We start from the raw sequence: 18,432 nt of genomic DNA on the forward strand, positions 1-18,432 counted from the left end.
TGCGGCCCACGGGCTCTCTCGATAGTTAGGCTCCTCATGAGCGGTTCTCTCAACATCACCTCCGCCACGGCCGATCCGGCCCTGCTCGACCTGCCCTGGAATGTGCCGCTGGACGCCTGGCCGAACGAGAACATCGCCTCGCTGCCCAAGGGCCTCTCCCGCCACCTCGTGCGGTTCGCGCACCTGAGCGGCCGGGTTGTCGCCATCAAGGAGACCACCAGCGAGATGGCCAAGCGGGAGTACGACATGCTCCGCACCCTGCAGGGCCTGGAGATTCCCTGCGTCGAACCGCTCGCCGTGATCACCAACCGCACCGACGAAGACGGCGACCCGCTCAACTCGGTGCTGGTCACCCGGCACCTCAAGTTCTCACTGCCCTACCGGGCGCTGTACTCGCAGGCGCTGCGCCCCGACACGGCCACCCGCCTGGTCGACGCTCTGGCCCTGCTGCTGGTGCGCGTGCACATGGTCGGCCTGTTCTGGGGCGATGTGTCGCTCTCGAACACCCTCTTCCGCCGCGATGCCGGCGCGTTCGCCGCCTACCTCGTCGACGCCGAAACCGGGCAGCTCTACCCCGGCGGGCTCTCCAACGGGCAGCGCGAAAATGACCTGGAGATCGCCAGGGTGAACATCGCCGGCGAGCTGATGGACCTCGAGGCCGGCGGCCGCGTCGCCGACGAGCTCGACCCGATCAACGTGAGCAACGGCATCGTCGCGGCGTACCGCCTGCTCTGGAAGGAACTCACCGGCTCGGAGTCCTTCGCGAGCAGCGAGCGTTGGCGCATCACCGAGCGCGTCGAACGCCTCAACCACCTCGGCTTCGACATCGAAGAGCTCGCCATCAAGACCGACGAGAACGGCACCACGGTGCGCATCCAGCCCAAGGTCGTCGACGCCGGCCACCACCAGCGCCGCCTGCTGCGCCTCACCGGCCTCGACGCCGAGGAGAACCAGGCCCGCCGCCTGCTCAACGACCTGGACTCCTACGGGGTCGCGTACGGCAACCCGGACGCCGACGAGGAGATGATGGCGCACGAGTGGCTGGTGCGGGTCTTCGAACCCGTCGTGCGCGCCATCCCCCGCGAGCTCAAGGGCAAGCTCGAGCCCGCCGAGGTGTTCCACCAGCTGCTCGACCACCGCTGGTACATGGCGCAGAACGCGAACCGCGACATCCCCCTCGCCGAAGCCGTCACCTCCTATGTGCAGGATGTGCTCCGTCACCGCCGCGACGAGGCCACCGTGATCGACCCGCCCACCGCGCCGATCAGCCTGCCGGTGCTCGAAGAAGAGGGCATCGACGCCGACGAGGCCGACGCCGACGACTGGCGCCTGAACGTCTGACGCACTCCCCGCGCCGACTTACGCCAAAGTGCCCCTTCGGATGCTCCGAAGGGGCACTTTGCGGCAACTCGCGGAAGGCTCCCCCACCGACTTCGGCCAAAGCACCCCTTCCCGCCCGCTGAAGGGGCACTTTGCGGCAACTCGCGGACAACAACAAACGGCGCAGACCCACCCCGAAGGGCCGATCTGCGCCGTTGTGAAACGCGAGCGAGCGGTTACGCCTGCGCGGCAGCCTTTGTAGCTGCCTTCGCGGCCGCGGCAGTGGCGCGCAGCTTGGAGATCTCGTACAACGTGACCCCGGCGGCGATTCCGGCGTTCAGCGACTCGGTGTTCGCGTTGATCGGGATGGACACGATGGCGTCGCAGGTCTCGGTGACGAGGCGGGACAGGCCCTTGCCCTCGCTGCCGACCACGATCACGATCGGGCGCTCGGCGTAGCCGATGCCGAGCTCGGGCAGTTCGGTGTCGCCGCCGCCATCCAGGCCGATCACGAGCACGCCGCGCTCCTTGAGCAGCTTGAGCGTCTGGGTGAGGTTGCTCGCCATGGCGACGGGCAGGCGCGCGGCGGCACCGGCAGAGGTCTTCCAGGCTGAGGCGGTGACGCCCACCGAGCGCCGCTGCGGCACGATGATGCCGTGGCCGCCGAACGCAGCGGTAGAGCGAATGATCGCACCGAGGTTGCGCGGGTCGGTGATGCCGTCCAGGGCCACGAACAACGGCTTGTGGCCGCGGCTGATGGTGAGGTCGAGCAGTTCGATCGGGTGCGCGTACTCGTACGCGGGCACCTTGAGCGCGAGGCCCTGGTGCACGGCGTCCTTGCCGGCGAGCCGGTCGATCTCCGGACGCATGACCTCGAGCACCGGGATGTTGCGGGTCGTGGCGAGCTTGAGGACTTCCTTGACCCGGTCGTCCATTTCGATGCGCGTGGCCACGTAGAGCGCTGATGCGGGGATCTTGGCGCGCAGCGCCTCGAGCACCGAGTTGCGGCCGGTGACGACCTCGAACTCGGCATCCGACTTGGCCTTGCGGGTGGACGAACCGCCGCCGCCGGTGTTGCCGGTGCCGGTGTTGCGGCCGGAGCGCGGGGCGCCGGAGCCGCCCGGGGCGCGGCTGCGACCGCCGCCGGCCGCGGCGAAGCGGTCCTTGGCAGCCTTGGCCTTGCCGGCGGGGTGGTACGGGCGGTCTTCGGCCTTGGGGGTGGGCTTCTTGCCCTCGAGGGCCTGGCGGCCCTGTCCGCCGGAGCCGACCTGGGGTCCCCTGCTGCCCTTGCGCACCGCGCCGGTGCGCGACTTGCGATCTGTGTTCTTCATCAGTCAAAACTCCAATGTGCACCCGACGGGGTGTCTTCGATGGTGATGCCGGCGGCGACGAGCTCGTCCCGGATACGGTCTGCGGCCGCGTAGTCGCGGCTCTGCCTGGCGGTCTCCCGGTCGTCGAGCAGGCGCTCGACAAGGGCGGTGAGGGCCACCATGGCGGGTTCGTCTGTTGCCACGGCCCAGCCGGGCGACAGAGGGTTGATGCCGAGGACCTCGCTCATCGCGAGCACCTGGCCGCGGGCGGCCGCAGCGGCGTGCAGGTCCTCGGCGTCGAGGGCCGCGTTGCCGGCGCGCACGGTGTCGTGCAGCACGCCGAGCGCCTGCGGAACCGCGAGGTCGTCGTCCATCGCCTCGGCGAAGGCATCCGGAACGATCTCGACGCCGGAGCCGGCGAAGCGGGTGTCGGCCAGGCGCCGGTCGGCACGGTCGAGGAAGCTTTCGATGCGTTCGAGGGCGGCTTCGGCCTCGGCCAGGGAGCCCTCGTGGAAGTCGAGGGTGGACCGATAGTGCGCGGCGCCGAGGTAGTAACGCACCACGATGGCGCGGGCCTGGTCGAGCAGCTCGGCGGCGAAGACCGAGTTGCCCAGCGACTTGGACATCTTCTGGCCGTTGGTGTTGACCAGGCCGTTGTGCACCCAGAAGTTCGCGAAGGCGTCGCCGGCGGCGGTGGACTGCGCCAGTTCGTTCTCGTGGTGCGGGAAGCGCAGGTCGAGGCCGCCGCCGTGGATGTCGAAGTGCGGTCCCAGGTAGCGGGCGGCCATGGCGGAGCACTCGATGTGCCAGCCGGGCCGGCCGGAACCCCACGGGGAGACCCAGGAGGCGGAGGCCGGTTCGCCGTCTTTGTGGCCCTTCCAGAGCGCGAAGTCGCGGGGGTCGCGCTTGCCGCGCGGGTCGGCGTCTGCGGCGGCTTCCATGTTGTCGAGGTGCTGCCGGGTGAGTTCGCCGTAGGCCGGCCAGCTGCGGGTGTCGAAGTACACGTCGCCGGAGCCGTCTTCGGCCGGGTAGGCGTGGCCGTTGTCAACCAGGCGCGCGACGATGTCCTGCATCTCGTGCACGCTCGCGGTGGCGCGGGGTTCGTAGGTGGGCGCGAGGATGCCCAGGCGCTGGTAGCCGGCCGTGAACTCGAGTTCGAAACGGTAGGCGAGTGCCCACCATTCCTCGGTGGTGCCGGCGGCGTTGATCAGGATCTTGTCGTCGATGTCGGTGACATTGCGCACGAAGGTGACGTCGTTGCCGCGATAGCTGAGCCAGCGGCGCAGCTGGTCATAGACCAGGGCGCTGCGTAGGTGGCCGATGTGCGGGGACGACTGCACGGTTGGTCCACAGACGTAGATTCCCACCTTGCCCGGAACGATCGGCAGGAAATCGCGAAGGGCCTGGGCCTTCGAGTCGTATAGTCGCATGGTCACTGGTTCAGTTTAGGCGCGGAACGGTCGGAAGCTCGGGTAGGGCCGCTCGGGTAGAGGAGTGCAGTGGCCAGCGCGGCGATGCCCTCGCCGCGGCCGGTGAAGCCGAGCGCGTCGGTGGTGGTCGCCGACACGGACACCGGCGCGTGCAGGATGCCGGTGAGCAGCTGCTGCGCTTCGGCACGCCGGGGAGCGAGCTTGGGCCGATTGCCGATGATCTGCACGGTGACGTTGCCGACCCGGTAACCGGCCTCGGTCAGCAGGCGCAGGGTCTCGGTGAGGAACACCTCGCCGTGCGCGTCGGTGAGGCGCGGGTCGGCGGTGCCGAAGACCTGACCGATGTCGCCCAGGCCGGCGGCGGCGAGCAGTGCGTCGCAGATGGCGTGCACGGCGGCGTCGCCGTCGCTGTGCCCGGACAGGCCCCGCTCGCCCGGCCAGTGCAGGCCGGCCAGCCAGAGGTCGCTGGTGTCGTCGAAGGCGTGCACATCCAGGCCGGTGCCCACCCGGGGCTCGGGTGCAGCGGCGGCGGTGCCGGCGAGCAGCAGTTCGGCGCGGCGCAGGTCCCAGGGCGTGGTGACCTTGAAGGCCAGCGGGTCACCGGGGATGATGCCGACGGGATCGCCGGCCGCGGCCACGAGGGCCGCGTCGTCGGTGAGGTCTCGGGCGGCGGCATCCGTGGCCGGGAGGGTGGCGGCCCAGGCGAACGCGGCGTCGAGCATGGTGCGGGGGAAACCCTGCGGGGTCTGAACGGCGGACAACAACGACCTGTCGACGGTACCGAGGATGGTGGCGTGCTCGTCGACCCGCTTGATGGTGTCCACGACCGGCAGGCCGGGAACGATGCCGTGGCCGGTCGCGCGCACGGCGGCCACCACGGCGTCGCTGAGCGCGGCCGGGGTGAGGGCGCGGGCGGCGTCGTGCACGAGCACGACGGTGACGCCGGCGTGCACGGCGGCCATGCCCCTCGCCACGGAGGCCTGCCGGGTGTCTCCCCCGTCGACCACGCTCACGTGTCCGGCGGCCGGGCCGGCGACGCGCTCGGCGATGGCCGTGGCCTCCGCCAGCTGAGCGGTCGGAGCGACGACGATCACCTGGGCAGGTTCGCTCATGCCGAAGATGCCGGTCAGGGCGTGCTCGAGGATGGCGCGGCCGGCCAGTGGGACGAACGCCTTGGGCTGGTCGCGGCCGAGCCGGCTGCCGCTGCCGGCGGCGACGACGATGACCGCGACGGCGGGAACCGGGATTTCAGTCATGTCTGGAGGCTATCTGGTGGGGCGCGGTGAAGCGGGGCGGGAACGGGCGGATCGGCGGGAAGGTGTCGGACGTGCGAAAGGCGGCACCGCTGGGCGCCGCCTGTCGAACGAACAGGAGTTGCTACGAGGCGAGCACCTCGTCGAGCATGCCGGATGCCCGGTCTTCGTCGGTCTTCTCGGCCAGGGCCAGCTCGGAGATCAGGATCTGTCGCGCCTTCGCGAGCATCCGCTTCTCTCCGGCGGAGAGGCCGCGGTCCTGGTCACGGCGCCACAGGTCGCGCACGACCTCTGACACCTTGATCACGTCGCCGCTGGCGAGCTTTTCGAGGTTGGCCTTGTACCGCCGGGACCAGTTGGTGGGTTCCTCGGTGAACGGCGCCCTGAGCACCTCGAAGACCTTGTCGAGGCCGTCCTGGCCGATGACGTCGCGCACGCCGACCAGGTCGACGTTCTCGGCCGGGACCTCGATGGTGAGATCGCCCTGGGTGACGTTGAGCTTCAAATAGAGCTTTTCTTCACCCTTGATGATGCGCGTCTTCACCTCAGTGATGGTCGCAGCGCCGTGGTGGGGATAGACGACTGTTTCGCCAACTTCAAATAGCATGTATTGATATCCCTTCAGCAACGTCTATGATACCACCCCTCCCCGAGGCCCTCCGGTGTGAGTATTCGCGGCGTCACACACTGCGCCCGGTCCGGACCGTTCCGTAAGGTAAACTCAACGGAAATCTGCAGCGTTCACGCCACTTCGGCTGAACGCTGAACTCTTGTGGAGGTCTTGTGAGAGCGCGAACCATGGCAACCGTCGTTGTGGCGGCCGGCATCCTGTTGGGAACGAGCGGGTGCAATCTGTACGCTCCCCAGGCGACGACCATCCACTATGACGCCAGCGACGGCGTCAGCGGCAACCTCGGCGACCTCGCCATCCGCAACGCGATCCTGCTCACCGACGACGGGGAGAACGCGAACCTGCTCGTTCACGTGGTGAACAAGGGCGCCGACGACATCGACCTGCTCGTGCAGTACGAGGGCGTCGACGACAAGGTCGACAAGACCGTCACCATCCCGGCCAACTCGACGACCGAGATCGGCGTCGACGGCGGCGAGAGCGTGGCCATCGAGAGCCTCAACGCCAGCGCCGGCTCGTTGTTCCCGGTGTTCTTCCAGTACGGCGACCTCACCGGCACCGAACTGCTCGTTCCCGTGCTCGACGGCACCCTCAACGAGTACTCCACCCTGGTGCCCACCGAGACGCCCGTTCCCGTCGCCACACCCACGGCGACTCCGACCGCGACGCCCACGCCCACCGCCACGCCGGAAGCCACGACCGCTCCGTAGCCGGCCGCTGTTCGTCGAGTTACGGCAAAATACCCCTTCAGGGCACCTGAAGGGGTATTTTGCGGCAAGTCGGCGCAGGGTCAGGCCTCGAAGCGGTACCCCAGACCGCGTACGGTGACGAGCATGGTGGGTTCGGAGGGCGTGGCCTCGATGCGGGAGCGGATGCGCTTGATGTGCACGTCGAGCGTCTTGGTGTCGCCGAAGTAGTCGCTGCCCCAGACCCGGTCGATCAGCTGGCCGCGGGTGAGCACCCGGCCGGCGTTGCGCAGCAGGAATTCGAGCAGCTCGAATTCCTTCAACGGCATGTTCACCACCGTGCCGGAGACCGCCACGGTGTGGCGCTCCAGGTCCATGCGCACGGTCCCGGCGCTGAGCACCCCGTCGCCGGCATCGGCCGGGTCGGTGTGCCGGCGCGAGACGGCGCGGATGCGGGCGAGCAGCTCCCGGGTGGAGTACGGCTTGGTGACGTAGTCGTCCGCCCCCAGCTCGAGCCCCACGACGATGTCGACCTCGGAGTCCTTGGCCGTGAGCATGATGATCGGCACGGCGGAGCGGGTGCGGATCTCCCGGCACACCTCGGTGCCGGGGATGCCGGGCAGCATCAGGTCGAGCAGCACCAGGTCGGCGCCCGCCCGGTCGAACTCGGCGAGCGCGCCGGGGCCGTCTTCTGCCACCGCCACCTCGTAGCCCTCCCGCTCGAGCAGGAAGCTCAGCGGTTCGCTGAGCGCCTGCTCGTCTTCAACCAGAAGGATTCGGGTCATGGGGTGTCTCCTGTCGCCGCTAACGCGGGGTGGGTCGCCTCTGGCAGGCGAATGGTGAACGTGGAACCGCTGCCGGGCTGGGACCAGACCCGGATGTCACCGCCATGGATCTGCACGACGTGCTTGACGATGGACAGCCCGAGGCCGGTGCCGCCGGTGTTGCGGGAACGCGCCTGGTCGACGCGGAAGAATCTCTCGAAGATGCGGTCGAGGTCGCCCTCTGCAATGCCGACACCCTGGTCGGTGACGGTGATCTCGATCACGCCATCGGTGACGCGAGCGCCGACGCCGACCCTGGAGCTCGGCGCCGAGTAATGCACGGCGTTCGCCACGAGGTTGTGCACGGCCATGACGAGCAGCCGTTCGTCGCCGTAGACCTGCGCGCGGGACTTCTTGCCCACGGCGATGGTGATGCGGTCGGCGTCGGCCACGACCCGGTTCTGGTCGACCCCGGCGGCCACGATGTCGTCGATGTAGAGCAGTTCCGGCTGCCGGAGTGCATCCTGCGCCTGCAGCCTGGACAGTTCGATGATCTCCTGGGTGAGCCTGGCCAGCCGGCCGGCCTCGGTGGTGAGGCGGTCGGCGAACCGGCGCACCTGCACGGGCTCGTCGGCCGCGTGCCCCAGCGCCTCGGCGAGCAGGCCGACGGCGGCGATCGGGGTCTTCAGTTCGTGGCTGATGTTGGCCACGAAGTCCCGGCGCACCTCGTCGAGCCTGAACGCCTCGGTGCGGTCCTCGGCCAGCAGCAGCACGTATCGGGAGCCCAGCCGGGCCACCCGCACCCGCAGGTGCATGCTCGCGTCACCGAACGGCCCGCGGGACAGCACGAGGTCTTCCGAGACGGCCTCCCCCGTGCGTCGCACGCCACGGGCCAGGTCCAGCAGTTCGGGATGCGCGACCTGATGGTTCACCACCAGGCCCATGCTCAGGGCGCCGGGAGACGTCTTGATGACGTTGTTCGACGGGTCGAGCACCACGCCGGCGCTCTCCAGGGCGTCAAGCACCTGGTCGATACCGTCGGGAACCGCGGGGTTGACCACCTCGGCGGCCCGTTTGCCGTGCCGCTCCGCCACATGAAGCAGGGTCACAAACCCTCCGCCGACAGTGAGGCCCAGTGCCAGGGACAGCAACACGAGCCAGGTCGATTCCATTTGACCAGATTAGTGACTATCTCACGGGGCATTCGCAGCGGCAAGGGTGACCACACGCTACTTTAGGAACTGTTCAATCGCAGGGCACCTGCCGTTAACCTCCGCTCGCCAGTATTGGTCGGGGGCCAGGCGGGCCTCATGCGTTCGCGCGCTTTGGCGCGACCAGGAAGGACCACAGATACATGCGTGAAGTATTTCAGCAGGAGCTCGCCGAGGTGCAGGACCGTCTCGCCGAGATTGCCCGCCTCGTGGCCATCTCCATAGATAAGGCCACCAAGGCCTTCAACAAGTCCGACGTCGCGCTGGCCGAAGAGGTCATCGCCGACGACGACAAGATCGATGCGCTCACGGTGGAGCTCGATGAGCTGGCCATCACCATCCTCGCCCGGCAGCAGCCGGTGGCCAGAGACCTGCGCATCGTCGTGAGTGCCCTGCGCATCAGCGCATCGCTCGAACGGATGGGCGACATGTCCACCCACATCTCGCAGCTGGCCAGGTACCGGTTCCCCGACAAGGTGATCCCCAAGAGCCTGCGGCCCACGTTCGCCGAGATGGGCGCACTCGACGTGAAGATCGCGAACATGCTCGCCGAGCTGCTCACGACCGAAGACATGCAGCTGGCCGAGGCCATCCGCAACGAGGACGACAAGGTCGACGCGCTGCACCTGAGCGTGTTCGATGCCGTTCTCGGCGAGACCTGGAAGGGCCAGGCAGCAGACACCGTGGACGCCACCCTCGCCAGCCGCTACCACGAGCGGTTCGCCGACCACGCGGTCTCGATCGCCAAGAAGGTGCAGTACCTGGGCACGGGCGACTGGCACCAGCCGGCCCCGGCCGACGCGTAGAGCTCGACTCCCTCGCTGGTCGAGCTTGTCGAGACCTCGCGAGGGATCTCGACAAGCTCGATCAGCGGTGCCGCTCGGATCTCGACAAGCTCGATCAACGGGCACCAAAAAGCCCCCGTCACCTGACGGGGGCTTTTTTTCGTGGAGGGCTGGGGCTACTTCTTGGCGCCCTGGGCCGCGACGGCGGCGGCACCGGCAGCGGCAGCGGCGGGGTCGAGGTACTCGCCCGCGCCGATCGGCTTGAGGTCCTCGTCGAGGCGGTAGACCAGCGGGATGCCGGTGGGGATGTTCAGCTCGGCGATGTCGGCGTCGGAGATGCCGTCGAGGTGCTTGACCAGGGCGCGAAGCGAGTTGCCGTGTGCCGTGACGAGCACGGTCTTACCGGTGCGGAGGTCAGCGGCGATGTCGGACTCCCAGTAGGGCAGCATCCGGGCGATGACGTCCTTGAGGCTCTCGGTGCGGGGCACGTCGTCGCCGAGGTCGGCGTAACGGGCGTCGCCCACCTGGGACCATTCGGAGGAGTCGTCGAGCAGGGGCGGCGGCACGTCGAACGAGCGGCGCCAGGTCTGGAACTGCTCGGGGCCGTACTTGGCGAGGGTCTCGGCCTTGTCGAGGCCCTGCAGGGCGCCGTAGTGGCGCTCGTTGAGGCGCCAGGAACGCTTGACGTCGATCCAGAGGCGGTCGGCCTCTTCGAGCGCGATGTTCGCGGTCTGGATCGCGCGGGTGAGCCGCGAGGTGTGCAGGATGTCGGGCAGCAGGCCGGACTCGGCCAGCAGCTCGCCGGCGCGCAGCGCCTCGGCCCGGCCCTGGTCGCTCAGACGCACATCCACCCAACCGGTGAAGAGGTTTTGCTGGTTCCAGGTGCTGTTGCCGTGGCGGAGGAGGATGAGGGTATAAGGAGCAGACATGCTCCAACTCTAGCGAGGCGAGCGGGGCCACGGCGCACCCGCCGGCGTGACGAAAGTCCCGGCGGATGCCTGCGCCTGGCTGGCTCTCAGCCGCGCGGAGCGCGCACGCCCAGCCGCGGCAGCCGGGGGATCTCGGCCACGGATCCGGCCGATTCCGGCACGATGACCTCCTGGCCGGCGGTGATCGAGATGCCCTGCGCGAGCACGTGCAGGGTGACGCTGCCCGGCACCGTGCGCTTGACCACGGCGAGAGCGATCGGCCCGAGCTCGTGGTGGATGGCGCTGGAGGTGATGGTGCCCACCGTGCGGCGTTCGGGTTCGCCGCCCGCCACGAACCGGTCGGCCTGCACCTTATCGCCGTGCGCGGGCAGCACCGCGTCGGAGCCGTCCAGGTGCAACAGCACCAGCCGGCGCGGCGGGTGGCCGAGGTTGTGCACCTTCGCGACGGTCTCCTGACCGCGGTAGCAGCCCTTGTTCAGGTGCACGGCGGTGCGCAGCCAGTCCAGTTCGTGCGGGATGGTGCGGTCGTCGGCGTCGAGGGCGCCGCGGGGGCGCCAGGCCGCGATGCGCAACGCCTCCAGGGCGAGCAGCCCGGCGGCCTGGGCGGTGCCGGCGGCGATGGCGTCACGCAGGGCGGGCAGCGCGGACCGGTCGATCAACACCTCGCTCCAGCGCCAGGCGGCGCCGGGGTGGGCGGTGTCGGCGGCGTACTGCCAGCCGCCGGGTGCCACGGCGGTCCAGGGATCGTGCCAGACCAGCGGCACGCCGTTCGGGCTGGCCGGGGTGAGCGGAGCGGCGGCAGGGTCGGCGGCCATGGTGCCGATGGTGGCGTAGGCGAGGGTGTGGTCGACGACCTGCACCCGCAGGGTGAACCGCATCCGGTCGAGCCAGGCGTGCAGGCCGGGCAGTTCGGCGGCCTCGATCAGCAGCCAGCTCTCGACGCCGTCGTCGAGCAGCGCGATGGCGTACTCGAGGTGGCCGGACGGGTCGAGCAGCAGGGTCTCGGTGGACTGGCCCGGCGTGAGCCCGCGGAGCTCCTGGCTGGACATCGAATTGAGCCAGGTGAGCCGGTCAGGACCGGAGATGGAGAGCACTCCGCGGTGGGAGAGGTCGACGACGGCCTGGCCGGCCAGCAGCCGGCGCTGTTCGATGAGGGGCGCACCGTAGTGCGCGGCGACGCCGGCGTCGATGCCCTCGGCCTGAACGGCTGCGTCGAGCTCGAGCAGGGGCGACCCGGTCGGAGCAAGCGGCGCGTCAGCTGTGGTGGTCATCGGACTCTCCTTCAGGGATTCTCCCGGTGTGCTGCCGGTGCGAGACCGCCGAGGCCGCTGTCGACAGCGGGGAACTCCGGCCCATATGCTAGCCCAACGGCCTGAGCGGTGCCCCGTATTCCCGCGCCGCGGCCGCCGCCGCCTGCAAGGAGTCACCCATGCGCGTCCCCGCTCCCTCGATCGCCGTGCTCCGCCTCATTCTGGCGGCGCTGACCGTCATCGCCGTCGCGGCCACGTTCCTCTCCACCGCGGCGCGTGCCACGATCAACCCGTTCAACTTCTTCGGGTTCTTCACCATTCAGAGCAACCTGCTCGCCGCCGTCGTGCTCGCGGGCACCGCGGTGCTCTGCCTGCTCGGCCGCGAGGTGCCGGCCTGGCTGGTTCTGGCGCGCGCGGCGACCACGGCGTACATGATCGTGGTCGGCCTCGTCTACAACACCCTGCTCACCGGCCTGGCCGGCGGGGTGGACCTGCCCTGGGCGAACACCGTCGTGCACGTGCTCTTCCCGATCTACTGCCTCATCGACTGGGCCCTCGTCGGCGACCGCGCGCCGCAGCCGTGGCGGCGACTCTGGGTGGTCCTGATCTACCCGGTGTTCTGGTGCGCGGTGGTGCTGGTGCGCGGCGCGACGGACGGCTGGGTGCCGTACCCGTTCCTCAATCCGGTGACCGGGTACGCCGCGGTGTTCGGCTACGTGCTGCTGATCGCCGTGACGGTCATCGTCACCGGCGCCGCGGTGTTCGGGCTCAGCCGGCTGCGGCCGCTGCCGGTGCGCCCGGGCAGCCCGGCTACGACGCGCGGCTGAGCCGGCCGGACGCGTGCGTGCGCAGGTCTTGGCCCAGCGCGGCGATGTCCCACGCCCAGAGCAGGTGGCTGTCGACAAGTCCGTAGAGCCGGGTGGCGGCCGCGTACGGTTTGGACCCGCTGGTGCGCAGCACCGCATCCGTGGACAGGTCGATGCGCGGGCCCTTGACCTGGCCCAGGTACAGTTCGGCCACGCCGCCCGGATGCACGAGGGCCACCTCGATATCGAACCCGCCGGCGGCGTTGCGCAGCGTTTCCACAGCCTCCGCGGTCTGGAACGGTGCCGGACCGACACCCGGCAGCAGGCCAGGACCGGGGTCGCCCGGCTGCTGCGGGCGACTGAGCCGCCAGTAGCCGGACTCGGTCATGAGCGGGGTGACCGCGCCTACCGGAGCAGGCGCGCCGTCGATGGCAGCCTCCGCCTCGGGTTCCAGCCAGGCGTACGAGCTGTAGTTCAGGTGCGGCAGGCCGTCGTGGCTGAAGCTGATGCGGTGACCGAATTCACGGGTGACCGTCTCGCCGTCGACTGTGTAGTCCAGGATCCCCGAACCTTCCCAGACGCCGATGAGCCACGACAGCGGAACGAGCTCGGACGGCAAGCCGACCGGAAGTTCATACACAGTCGGTTACCGCTGGCCCCGGAACAGCTTGAACAGCACGACGCCGGACACCCAGGCGATCGACAGGCTGGCCAGCGCGAGTAGGCCCAGGAACAGGATTTCGAGTGCGAGCGTTGACATGCCCCAACTCTAGCCTCTGGCACACGCCGTGCGCCCGAAACGCCGAACCGTTATGCGAGTCCGAGCAGGGCGAAGATGCCCGTCGCCACGGCGAGCACGATGACGGCGCCCACCAGGCTCAGCGTCACGCGGCTCACGTAACCCTCCTTCTGCCCGGTGGACAGCTGGGCGGCGAGGGTGATTATCGTGCAGCCCGCCAGGGAGAGGCTCGTCCAGACCAGCCGGTTTTCGGGGGCGACGAGCACTCCGGTCAGGACCGCACAGACGGCGGCGACCAGCCAAATCATCACAACACTCGAACGCTTCCAGCTCACAGACCCATTCTGCACGCCAGAGTCGCATTCCGTGGCACGCTAGTATGAGTCGCAAGATACTTGGAGGACCTGCGTGGCGCAGCTGTTGATCCTAACCTCGGCGGTGAACGACGAAGTTCTCCCAGCCCTGGCGTTGCTGTCACACAGCACACGACTCATTCCGGCACAGCCGGATCAGCTCATCACCGCGCCCGATTCCGACCTGATCCTGGTCGACGCGCGGTCTAATCTGATGGCAGCCAAGTCGCTGTGCCAGATCCTGCGCACCACCGGAAGCAGTGTTCCGCTGCTCCTGGTGATCACCGAGGGCGGCCTCACCGCTGTCAGCCCGGACTGGGGGGTCGACGATGTTGTGCTCAACACGGCCGGGCCCGCCGAGGTCGATGCGCGCATCCGTCTCGCCGCCGGCCGCACGCCGCACAACGAACCCTCTCCCACCATCCGCGCCGCCGGCGTCGTCATCGACGAGGCCAGCTATTCGGCGAAGGTGCACGGCAAGCCGCTCGACCTCACCTATAAGGAATTCGAGCTGCTCCGTTTCCTCGCCGCGCACCCGTCCCGGGTGTTCACCCGCGAGCAGCTGCTCAGCGAGGTGTGGGGCTACGACTACTTCGGCGGCACCCGCACCGTCGACGTGCACGTACGACGCCTGCGCGCCAAGCTCGGCGACCAGGAATCCCTGATCGGTACCGTGCGCAACGTGGGCTACAGGTTCAACGTGTATGAAGAGGACGGCGAACGTGTCGTTCACTCTGTCGGCGCCTGACCTGGCCGACGCCGCCTTCGCGGCGCGTTTCCACGACGTCGCCGATGCGAGCGCGCACACGGATGGTTACCGCCCGTTCAACGAGCAGGCCATGCTCGACGCCCGCTCCGGCCGGCGCAGCCCGCAGCTGCTGCTCGAGGGCGAAGACGCCGTCGGCGCCCTGATCCTCGGGCAGGGCGAGATCGACCTGGTCGTGCACCCGCGTTACCGCCGCAAGGGCCACGCCACCGCGGCCCTCCGCCGACTGTTCGAGGACGAGGGCGGCATGTCCGGCGACCTCACCGCCTGGGCGCACGGCGACCACCCCGCGGCCCGCGCCCTGGCCGACAGGTTCGGTTTCAGCGCCGAACGCACGCTGCTGCAGTTGGAACGCCCGCTCAGCGACGCCGACGCCGCCACCTCCCCCGTGTTGCCGGCCGGGATCGGCATCGTGTCGTTCCGGCCCGCCGATGCCGCGGAGTGGGTGCGGTTGAACGCCCTCGTCTTCGCGACGCACCCCGAGCAGGGCGCCATCACCGAGTCCGACCTCGCCGCACGCATGGCCGAACCCTGGTTCGACGCCGACGACCTGCTCTTGGCGCGGGAGAACTCGACGGCCGCCGCGCCCGGGCGGATCCTCGGCTACAACTGGCTCAAGATCGAACCGGGGGCCACGCTCGGCGAGATCTATGTGCTCGGCGTGCACCCGGATGCCGCCGGCGCCGGCCTCGGCCGCGCCCTCATGCTGGCCGGCCTGGCCCGCCTGCGCGAGCGGGGCTGCACGGCCGTCGAACTGTACGTGGAGGCCGAGAGCACCACACCGGTGCGGCTCTACCGCAGCCTCGGATTCGGCGACCGCACCGTGGATGTGCAGTACCACCGCGGACCTCGTTAACGTTCCGTTCACCGTGAGCGTCGCGCCCGCCTGGCGCCGGGTGTCAAGATGGACAGATGGACGGCGACAACATCCCAGGCACGTCAGGTCTCGAAAGCGAACTTGACGACGATTTCGACCCCCAGATCGGCAAAAACGATCCGGCCCTACCGAGCGAGCGCTACCTCGACCGTGAGCTGAGCTGGCTGGCGTTCAACCAGCGGGTGCTCGAACTCGCCGAGGACCCGGCCCTGCCGGTGCTCGAACGGGCGAACTTCCTGGCCATCTTCGCAAACAACCTCGACGAGTTCTTCATGGTGCGGGTCGCCGGTCTCAAGCGCCGTATCCTCACCGGACTGGCCGTGCCGACCAATGTGGGCCGCGCCCCGCAGGATGTGCTCTCCGACATCGCCGCCGCCGCGCACGTGCTGCAGGACCGGCACGCGCACGCGTTTCAGGAGCTGGTGCGCCCGGCCCTGGCCGAACACGGCGTGGACATCGTCACCTGGGACAGCCTGAGCGACGTGGACCGCCGGTCGCTGCGCGGGTACTTCTCCAACCAGATCTTCCCGGTGCTGATGCCGCTGGCCGTCGACCCGGCACACCCGTTCCCATACATCTCCGGCCTGTCGCTGAACCTGGCCGTGCGGTTGCACAGCTCCAAGACCGGCAAGCAGGAGTTCGCCCGGCTCAAGGTGCCCTCCATGCTGCCGCGCTTCGTGCGGGTGGACCGCACCGAGTCCGTCGACAAGGTGCGTTTCATCACCCTCGAAGACCTCATCGCCAACCACCTCGAAGATCTCTTCCCCGGCATGGACATCCTCGAACACCACGTGTTCCGGGTCACCCGCAACGAGGACGTCGTCATCGAGGAAGACGACACCGAGAACCTGATCAAGGCCCTCGAGAAGGAGCTGCTGCGGCGCCGGTTCGGCCCGCCCATCCGCCTCGAGGTCACCGAGGACATGGACGAGGTGACCCTGGGCCTGCTCGTGCGGGAACTCGACGTGACCGACCAGGAGGTGTACCGGCTGCCCGCACCGCTGGACCTCGGCGGCCTGTTCGACCTCCGCATCGACCGGCCCGACCTGCACTACACGAAGCACGTGCCCACGACGGCCGCGCAGCTGCTCACCGGCGAACCCAACGAGACGCCCGACATCTTCCGCGCCATCAGCCGCGGTGACGTGCTGCTGCACCACCCCTACGAGTCGTTCGCCACGAGTGTGCAGGCGTTCCTGGAACAGGCCGCCGCCGACCCGAACGTGCTCGCCATCAAGCAGACCCTGTACCGTACCTCTGGTGACAGCCCGATCGTGGAGGCTCTCATCGCCGCCGCCGAGTCGGGCAAGCAGGTGCTCGCCCTGGTGGAGATCAAGGCCCGCTTCGACGAGCAGGCCAACATCTCCTGGGCACGCAAGCTGGAGAAGGCCGGCGTGCACGTGGTCTATGGGCTCGTCGGGCTCAAGACGCACTGCAAGCTCGCCCTCGTGGTGCGCTACGAGAAGGGAGTGCTGCGGCACTACAGCCACATCGGCACCGGTAACTACAACCCCAAGACCAGCCGCATCTACGAAGACATGGGGCTGCTCACGGCGGATGACCAGGTCGGCAAGGACCTCACCCGGCTGTTCAACGAGCTTTCCGGCTACGCCATCGAGAAGAAGTTCAAGCGCCTGCTGGTGGCCCCACTGCACCTGCGCAAGGCCCTGCTCAAGCGCATCGCCGACGAGACCGCCAACGCGGCAGCCGGCAAGCCCGCCGGCATCCGCATCAAGGTCAACTCGATGGTCGACGAGGACATCATCGACGCGCTCTACCGGGCCAGCCAGGCCGGTGTGCCCGTTGACGTGTGGGTGCGCGGCATCTGCAGCCTCAAGCCCGGCGTGCCCGGCATGAGCGAGAACATCCGGGTGCGGTCGATCCTCGGCCGTTACCTCGAGCACTCGCGGATCTTCTCCTTCCACACCCTGGGCGAGACGCAGGTGTACATCGGCAGCGCCGACATGATGCACCGCAACCTCGACCGCCGGGTGGAGGCCCTCGTGCGCCTCGTCGACCCGCGACACCTCAACGAGGTCGACGCCCTGTTCACACGGGCCATGGACGAGCGCACCTCGTCGTGGTGGCTCGACGAGAACGGCGAATGGACCAGGCACCACCTGGATGCCGAGGGCAAGCCGCTCGATGACATGCAGAACCGCCTGATGCAGCAGATCGGGCAGCGCAAGCGACCGGTGAGCCGCCGATGAGTGACGCCGGCGCCGTGTACGCGGCCGGTGCGGTCTGCTGGCGCCTCATCGACGGCAAAATGCACGTCCTACTGATCCACCGCACCGTGCACGGCGACATCACCATCCCCAAGGGCAAGGTCGACCCCGGCGAGACCCTGCCGGTCACGGCCGTGCGGGAGATCGAAGAGGAGACCGGGCTGGCGATCGCTCTCGGGGTCCCGCTCGGCGTCTCCGAGTACCCGATGCCCAACGGCAAGCTGAAGATCGTGCACTATTGGGCCGCGGAGGTGCTGCCGGAGCACATCCTGCGTTCCACCTTCGTGCCCAACGGCGAGGTGGCCGCCCTCGAGTGGGTGACCATCAATAAGGCCAGAACGTACCTCAGCTATGCGCCGGACGTGGAGATCATCGACGCGTTCGCCCGTCTCGTGACCCAGGGCATCACGAGCACCTTCGCGATCATCGCGCTGCGCCACGCCAAGGCGACCGCGCCACACGACTGGTCCGGCCCCGACGCCACCCGCCCGCTCAGCGAACGCGGCGTGACGCAGGCCGCCGCCCTGGTGGGCACCGTGAGCGCGTGGCATCCGCAGCGCATCTTCACCAGCACCGCCACCCGCTGCGTCACCACGGTGGCGCCGCTCTCCGCGGCGACAGGGGTGCCGTTCAAGCGCACCGACCTGATCAGCCAGGACGCCTGGGAGCAGGGCACCAGCGATGTGCGCCACAACGTCGGCAAACGCATCCGCGCCCGCAAGACCGCGGTGCTCTGCAGCCACGGACCGGTTCTACCGGACATCCTGCGCGAGATCGCCCTGGCCACGGGCTCCCCGATGACGCAGCAGCTGGCGAACGCAGCCGCGCTCGCGCCCAGCGGTTTCTCGGTCGTGCACCTCTCCAGCGACAACCCGAGCGCGGGCATCCTGGCCATCGAAACGCACCCGCCGCGCAACTAGCCGGCCAACCACCGCGCCCGCAGATCCGACAGGGACTGCGGGCGCGTCTGTGTGCAGACCGCGAGACCGAACCGACCGATGTCGTTTACCTCCCGTTCACCCAGGGGAGGGAGTGTCGTTAACCACACGGAATAGCGTCTGACGAGGGCCAGCACCGGCCTTTGTTTGCAGGAT

The 18,432-nt window shown here is 68.9% G+C and carries 18 protein-coding genes; 8 read left to right on the plus strand and 10 right to left on the minus strand.

What is annotated here, in order from left to right:
- Positions 1-36 precede the first annotated feature (36 nt).
- Positions 37-1,341: a DUF4032 domain-containing protein gene (locus BJQ94_RS14790; RefSeq protein ID WP_265401258.1), complete on the plus strand. Its 1,305-nt coding sequence runs from the start codon at positions 37-39 to the stop codon at positions 1,339-1,341.
- 215 nt (positions 1,342-1,556) lie between these two features.
- On the opposite strand, the gene rlmB is transcribed toward BJQ94_RS14790, so the two are convergent.
- The 4 genes from rlmB to BJQ94_RS14810 all read right to left on the minus strand — a co-directional run bounded on the left by rlmB (position 1,557) and on the right by BJQ94_RS14810 (position 5,920).
- Entirely contained in the window at positions 1,557-2,651 is a 1,095-nt protein-coding gene (gene rlmB / locus BJQ94_RS14795; protein ID WP_265401259.1) for a 23S rRNA (guanosine(2251)-2'-O)-methyltransferase RlmB, read from the minus strand.
- A complete protein-coding gene (cysS, locus tag BJQ94_RS14800; RefSeq protein ID WP_265401260.1) occupies positions 2,651-4,066 on the minus strand; it encodes a cysteine--tRNA ligase in 1,416 nt (471 codons plus the stop codon). Before cysS ends, rlmB begins: the two co-directional genes overlap by 1 nt.
- On the minus strand, positions 4,063-5,316 hold the full coding sequence (gene ispD, locus BJQ94_RS14805; protein WP_265401261.1) for a 2-C-methyl-D-erythritol 4-phosphate cytidylyltransferase: 1,254 nt from the start codon (positions 5,314-5,316) through the stop codon (positions 4,063-4,065). The genes cysS and ispD overlap by 4 nt, the downstream gene beginning before the upstream one ends.
- Positions 5,317-5,437: 121 nt before the next feature.
- Entirely contained in the window at positions 5,438-5,920 is a 483-nt protein-coding gene (locus BJQ94_RS14810) for a CarD family transcriptional regulator (RefSeq protein WP_265401262.1), read from the minus strand.
- A 191-nt stretch (positions 5,921-6,111) separates the two neighbouring features.
- Between BJQ94_RS14810 and BJQ94_RS14815 the strand changes: the two genes are divergently transcribed.
- Positions 6,112-6,654, plus strand: coding sequence for a DNA modification methylase (locus tag BJQ94_RS14815; RefSeq protein ID WP_265401263.1), 543 nt, complete (start codon positions 6,112-6,114; stop codon positions 6,652-6,654).
- An 80-nt stretch (positions 6,655-6,734) separates the two neighbouring features.
- On the opposite strand, the gene BJQ94_RS14820 is transcribed toward BJQ94_RS14815, so the two are convergent.
- Both BJQ94_RS14820 and BJQ94_RS14825 read right to left on the minus strand, forming a co-directional pair.
- A complete protein-coding gene (locus BJQ94_RS14820) occupies positions 6,735-7,415 on the minus strand; it encodes a response regulator transcription factor (protein ID WP_265401264.1) in 681 nt (226 codons plus the stop codon).
- Positions 7,412-8,566 (minus strand): ATP-binding protein, encoded by a 1,155-nt coding sequence (locus BJQ94_RS14825; protein ID WP_265401265.1) that lies wholly within the window; start codon positions 8,564-8,566, stop codon positions 7,412-7,414. Before BJQ94_RS14825 ends, BJQ94_RS14820 begins: the two co-directional genes overlap by 4 nt.
- A gap of 182 nt (positions 8,567-8,748) precedes the next feature.
- Here BJQ94_RS14825 and phoU point away from each other — a divergent pair, with 182 nt between their 5' ends.
- Positions 8,749-9,411 (plus strand): phosphate signaling complex protein PhoU, encoded by a 663-nt coding sequence (gene phoU, locus BJQ94_RS14830; protein ID WP_265401266.1) that lies wholly within the window; start codon positions 8,749-8,751, stop codon positions 9,409-9,411.
- Between the two features lie 155 nt (positions 9,412-9,566).
- Here the strand turns inward: phoU and BJQ94_RS14835 are convergent, their stop codons facing one another.
- Complete coding sequence (locus BJQ94_RS14835; RefSeq protein WP_265401267.1) at positions 9,567-10,319, minus strand: phosphoglyceromutase; 753 nt, start codon at positions 10,317-10,319, stop codon at positions 9,567-9,569.
- An 86-nt stretch (positions 10,320-10,405) separates the two neighbouring features.
- Entirely contained in the window at positions 10,406-11,590 is a 1,185-nt protein-coding gene (locus BJQ94_RS14840; RefSeq protein WP_265401268.1) for a folate-binding protein, read from the minus strand.
- A gap of 158 nt (positions 11,591-11,748) precedes the next feature.
- Here BJQ94_RS14840 and BJQ94_RS14845 point away from each other — a divergent pair, with 158 nt between their 5' ends.
- A complete protein-coding gene (locus BJQ94_RS14845) occupies positions 11,749-12,396 on the plus strand; it encodes a Pr6Pr family membrane protein (protein ID WP_265401269.1) in 648 nt (215 codons plus the stop codon).
- Here BJQ94_RS14845 and BJQ94_RS14850 read toward each other — a convergent pair.
- Both BJQ94_RS14850 and BJQ94_RS14855 read right to left on the minus strand, forming a co-directional pair.
- Positions 12,380-13,015 carry an FABP family protein gene (locus BJQ94_RS14850; RefSeq protein ID WP_265401270.1) on the minus strand — a complete coding sequence of 212 codons (636 nt, stop codon included), beginning with the start codon at positions 13,013-13,015 and terminating at the stop codon, positions 12,380-12,382. The two genes, BJQ94_RS14845 and BJQ94_RS14850, sit on opposite strands and share 17 nt — an antisense overlap.
- Before the next feature lie 170 nt (positions 13,016-13,185).
- Positions 13,186-13,449: a hypothetical protein gene (locus BJQ94_RS14855; RefSeq protein ID WP_265401271.1), complete on the minus strand. Its 264-nt coding sequence runs from the start codon at positions 13,447-13,449 to the stop codon at positions 13,186-13,188.
- A 73-nt stretch (positions 13,450-13,522) separates the two neighbouring features.
- Between BJQ94_RS14855 and BJQ94_RS14860 the strand changes: the two genes are divergently transcribed.
- Genes BJQ94_RS14860 through BJQ94_RS14875 form a run of 4 tightly spaced genes read left to right on the plus strand, consistent with a single transcriptional unit; the run spans position 13,523 to position 18,258 of the window.
- A complete protein-coding gene (locus BJQ94_RS14860) occupies positions 13,523-14,215 on the plus strand; it encodes a response regulator transcription factor (RefSeq protein WP_265401272.1) in 693 nt (230 codons plus the stop codon).
- Positions 14,190-15,089, plus strand: coding sequence for a mycothiol synthase (gene mshD / locus BJQ94_RS14865; protein WP_265401273.1), 900 nt, complete (start codon positions 14,190-14,192; stop codon positions 15,087-15,089). Before BJQ94_RS14860 ends, mshD begins: the two co-directional genes overlap by 26 nt.
- 56 nt (positions 15,090-15,145) lie before the next feature.
- Entirely contained in the window at positions 15,146-17,320 is a 2,175-nt protein-coding gene (locus BJQ94_RS14870) for an RNA degradosome polyphosphate kinase (RefSeq protein WP_265401274.1), read from the plus strand.
- Positions 17,317-18,258, plus strand: coding sequence for an NUDIX hydrolase (locus BJQ94_RS14875; protein WP_265401275.1), 942 nt, complete (start codon positions 17,317-17,319; stop codon positions 18,256-18,258). Before BJQ94_RS14870 ends, BJQ94_RS14875 begins: the two co-directional genes overlap by 4 nt.
- Positions 18,259-18,432 lie beyond the last annotated feature (174 nt).

The sequence above is a fragment of the Cryobacterium sp. SO2 genome (assembly GCF_026151165.2).
Taxonomy (GTDB): Bacteria; Actinomycetota; Actinomycetes; order Actinomycetales; family Microbacteriaceae; genus Cryobacterium.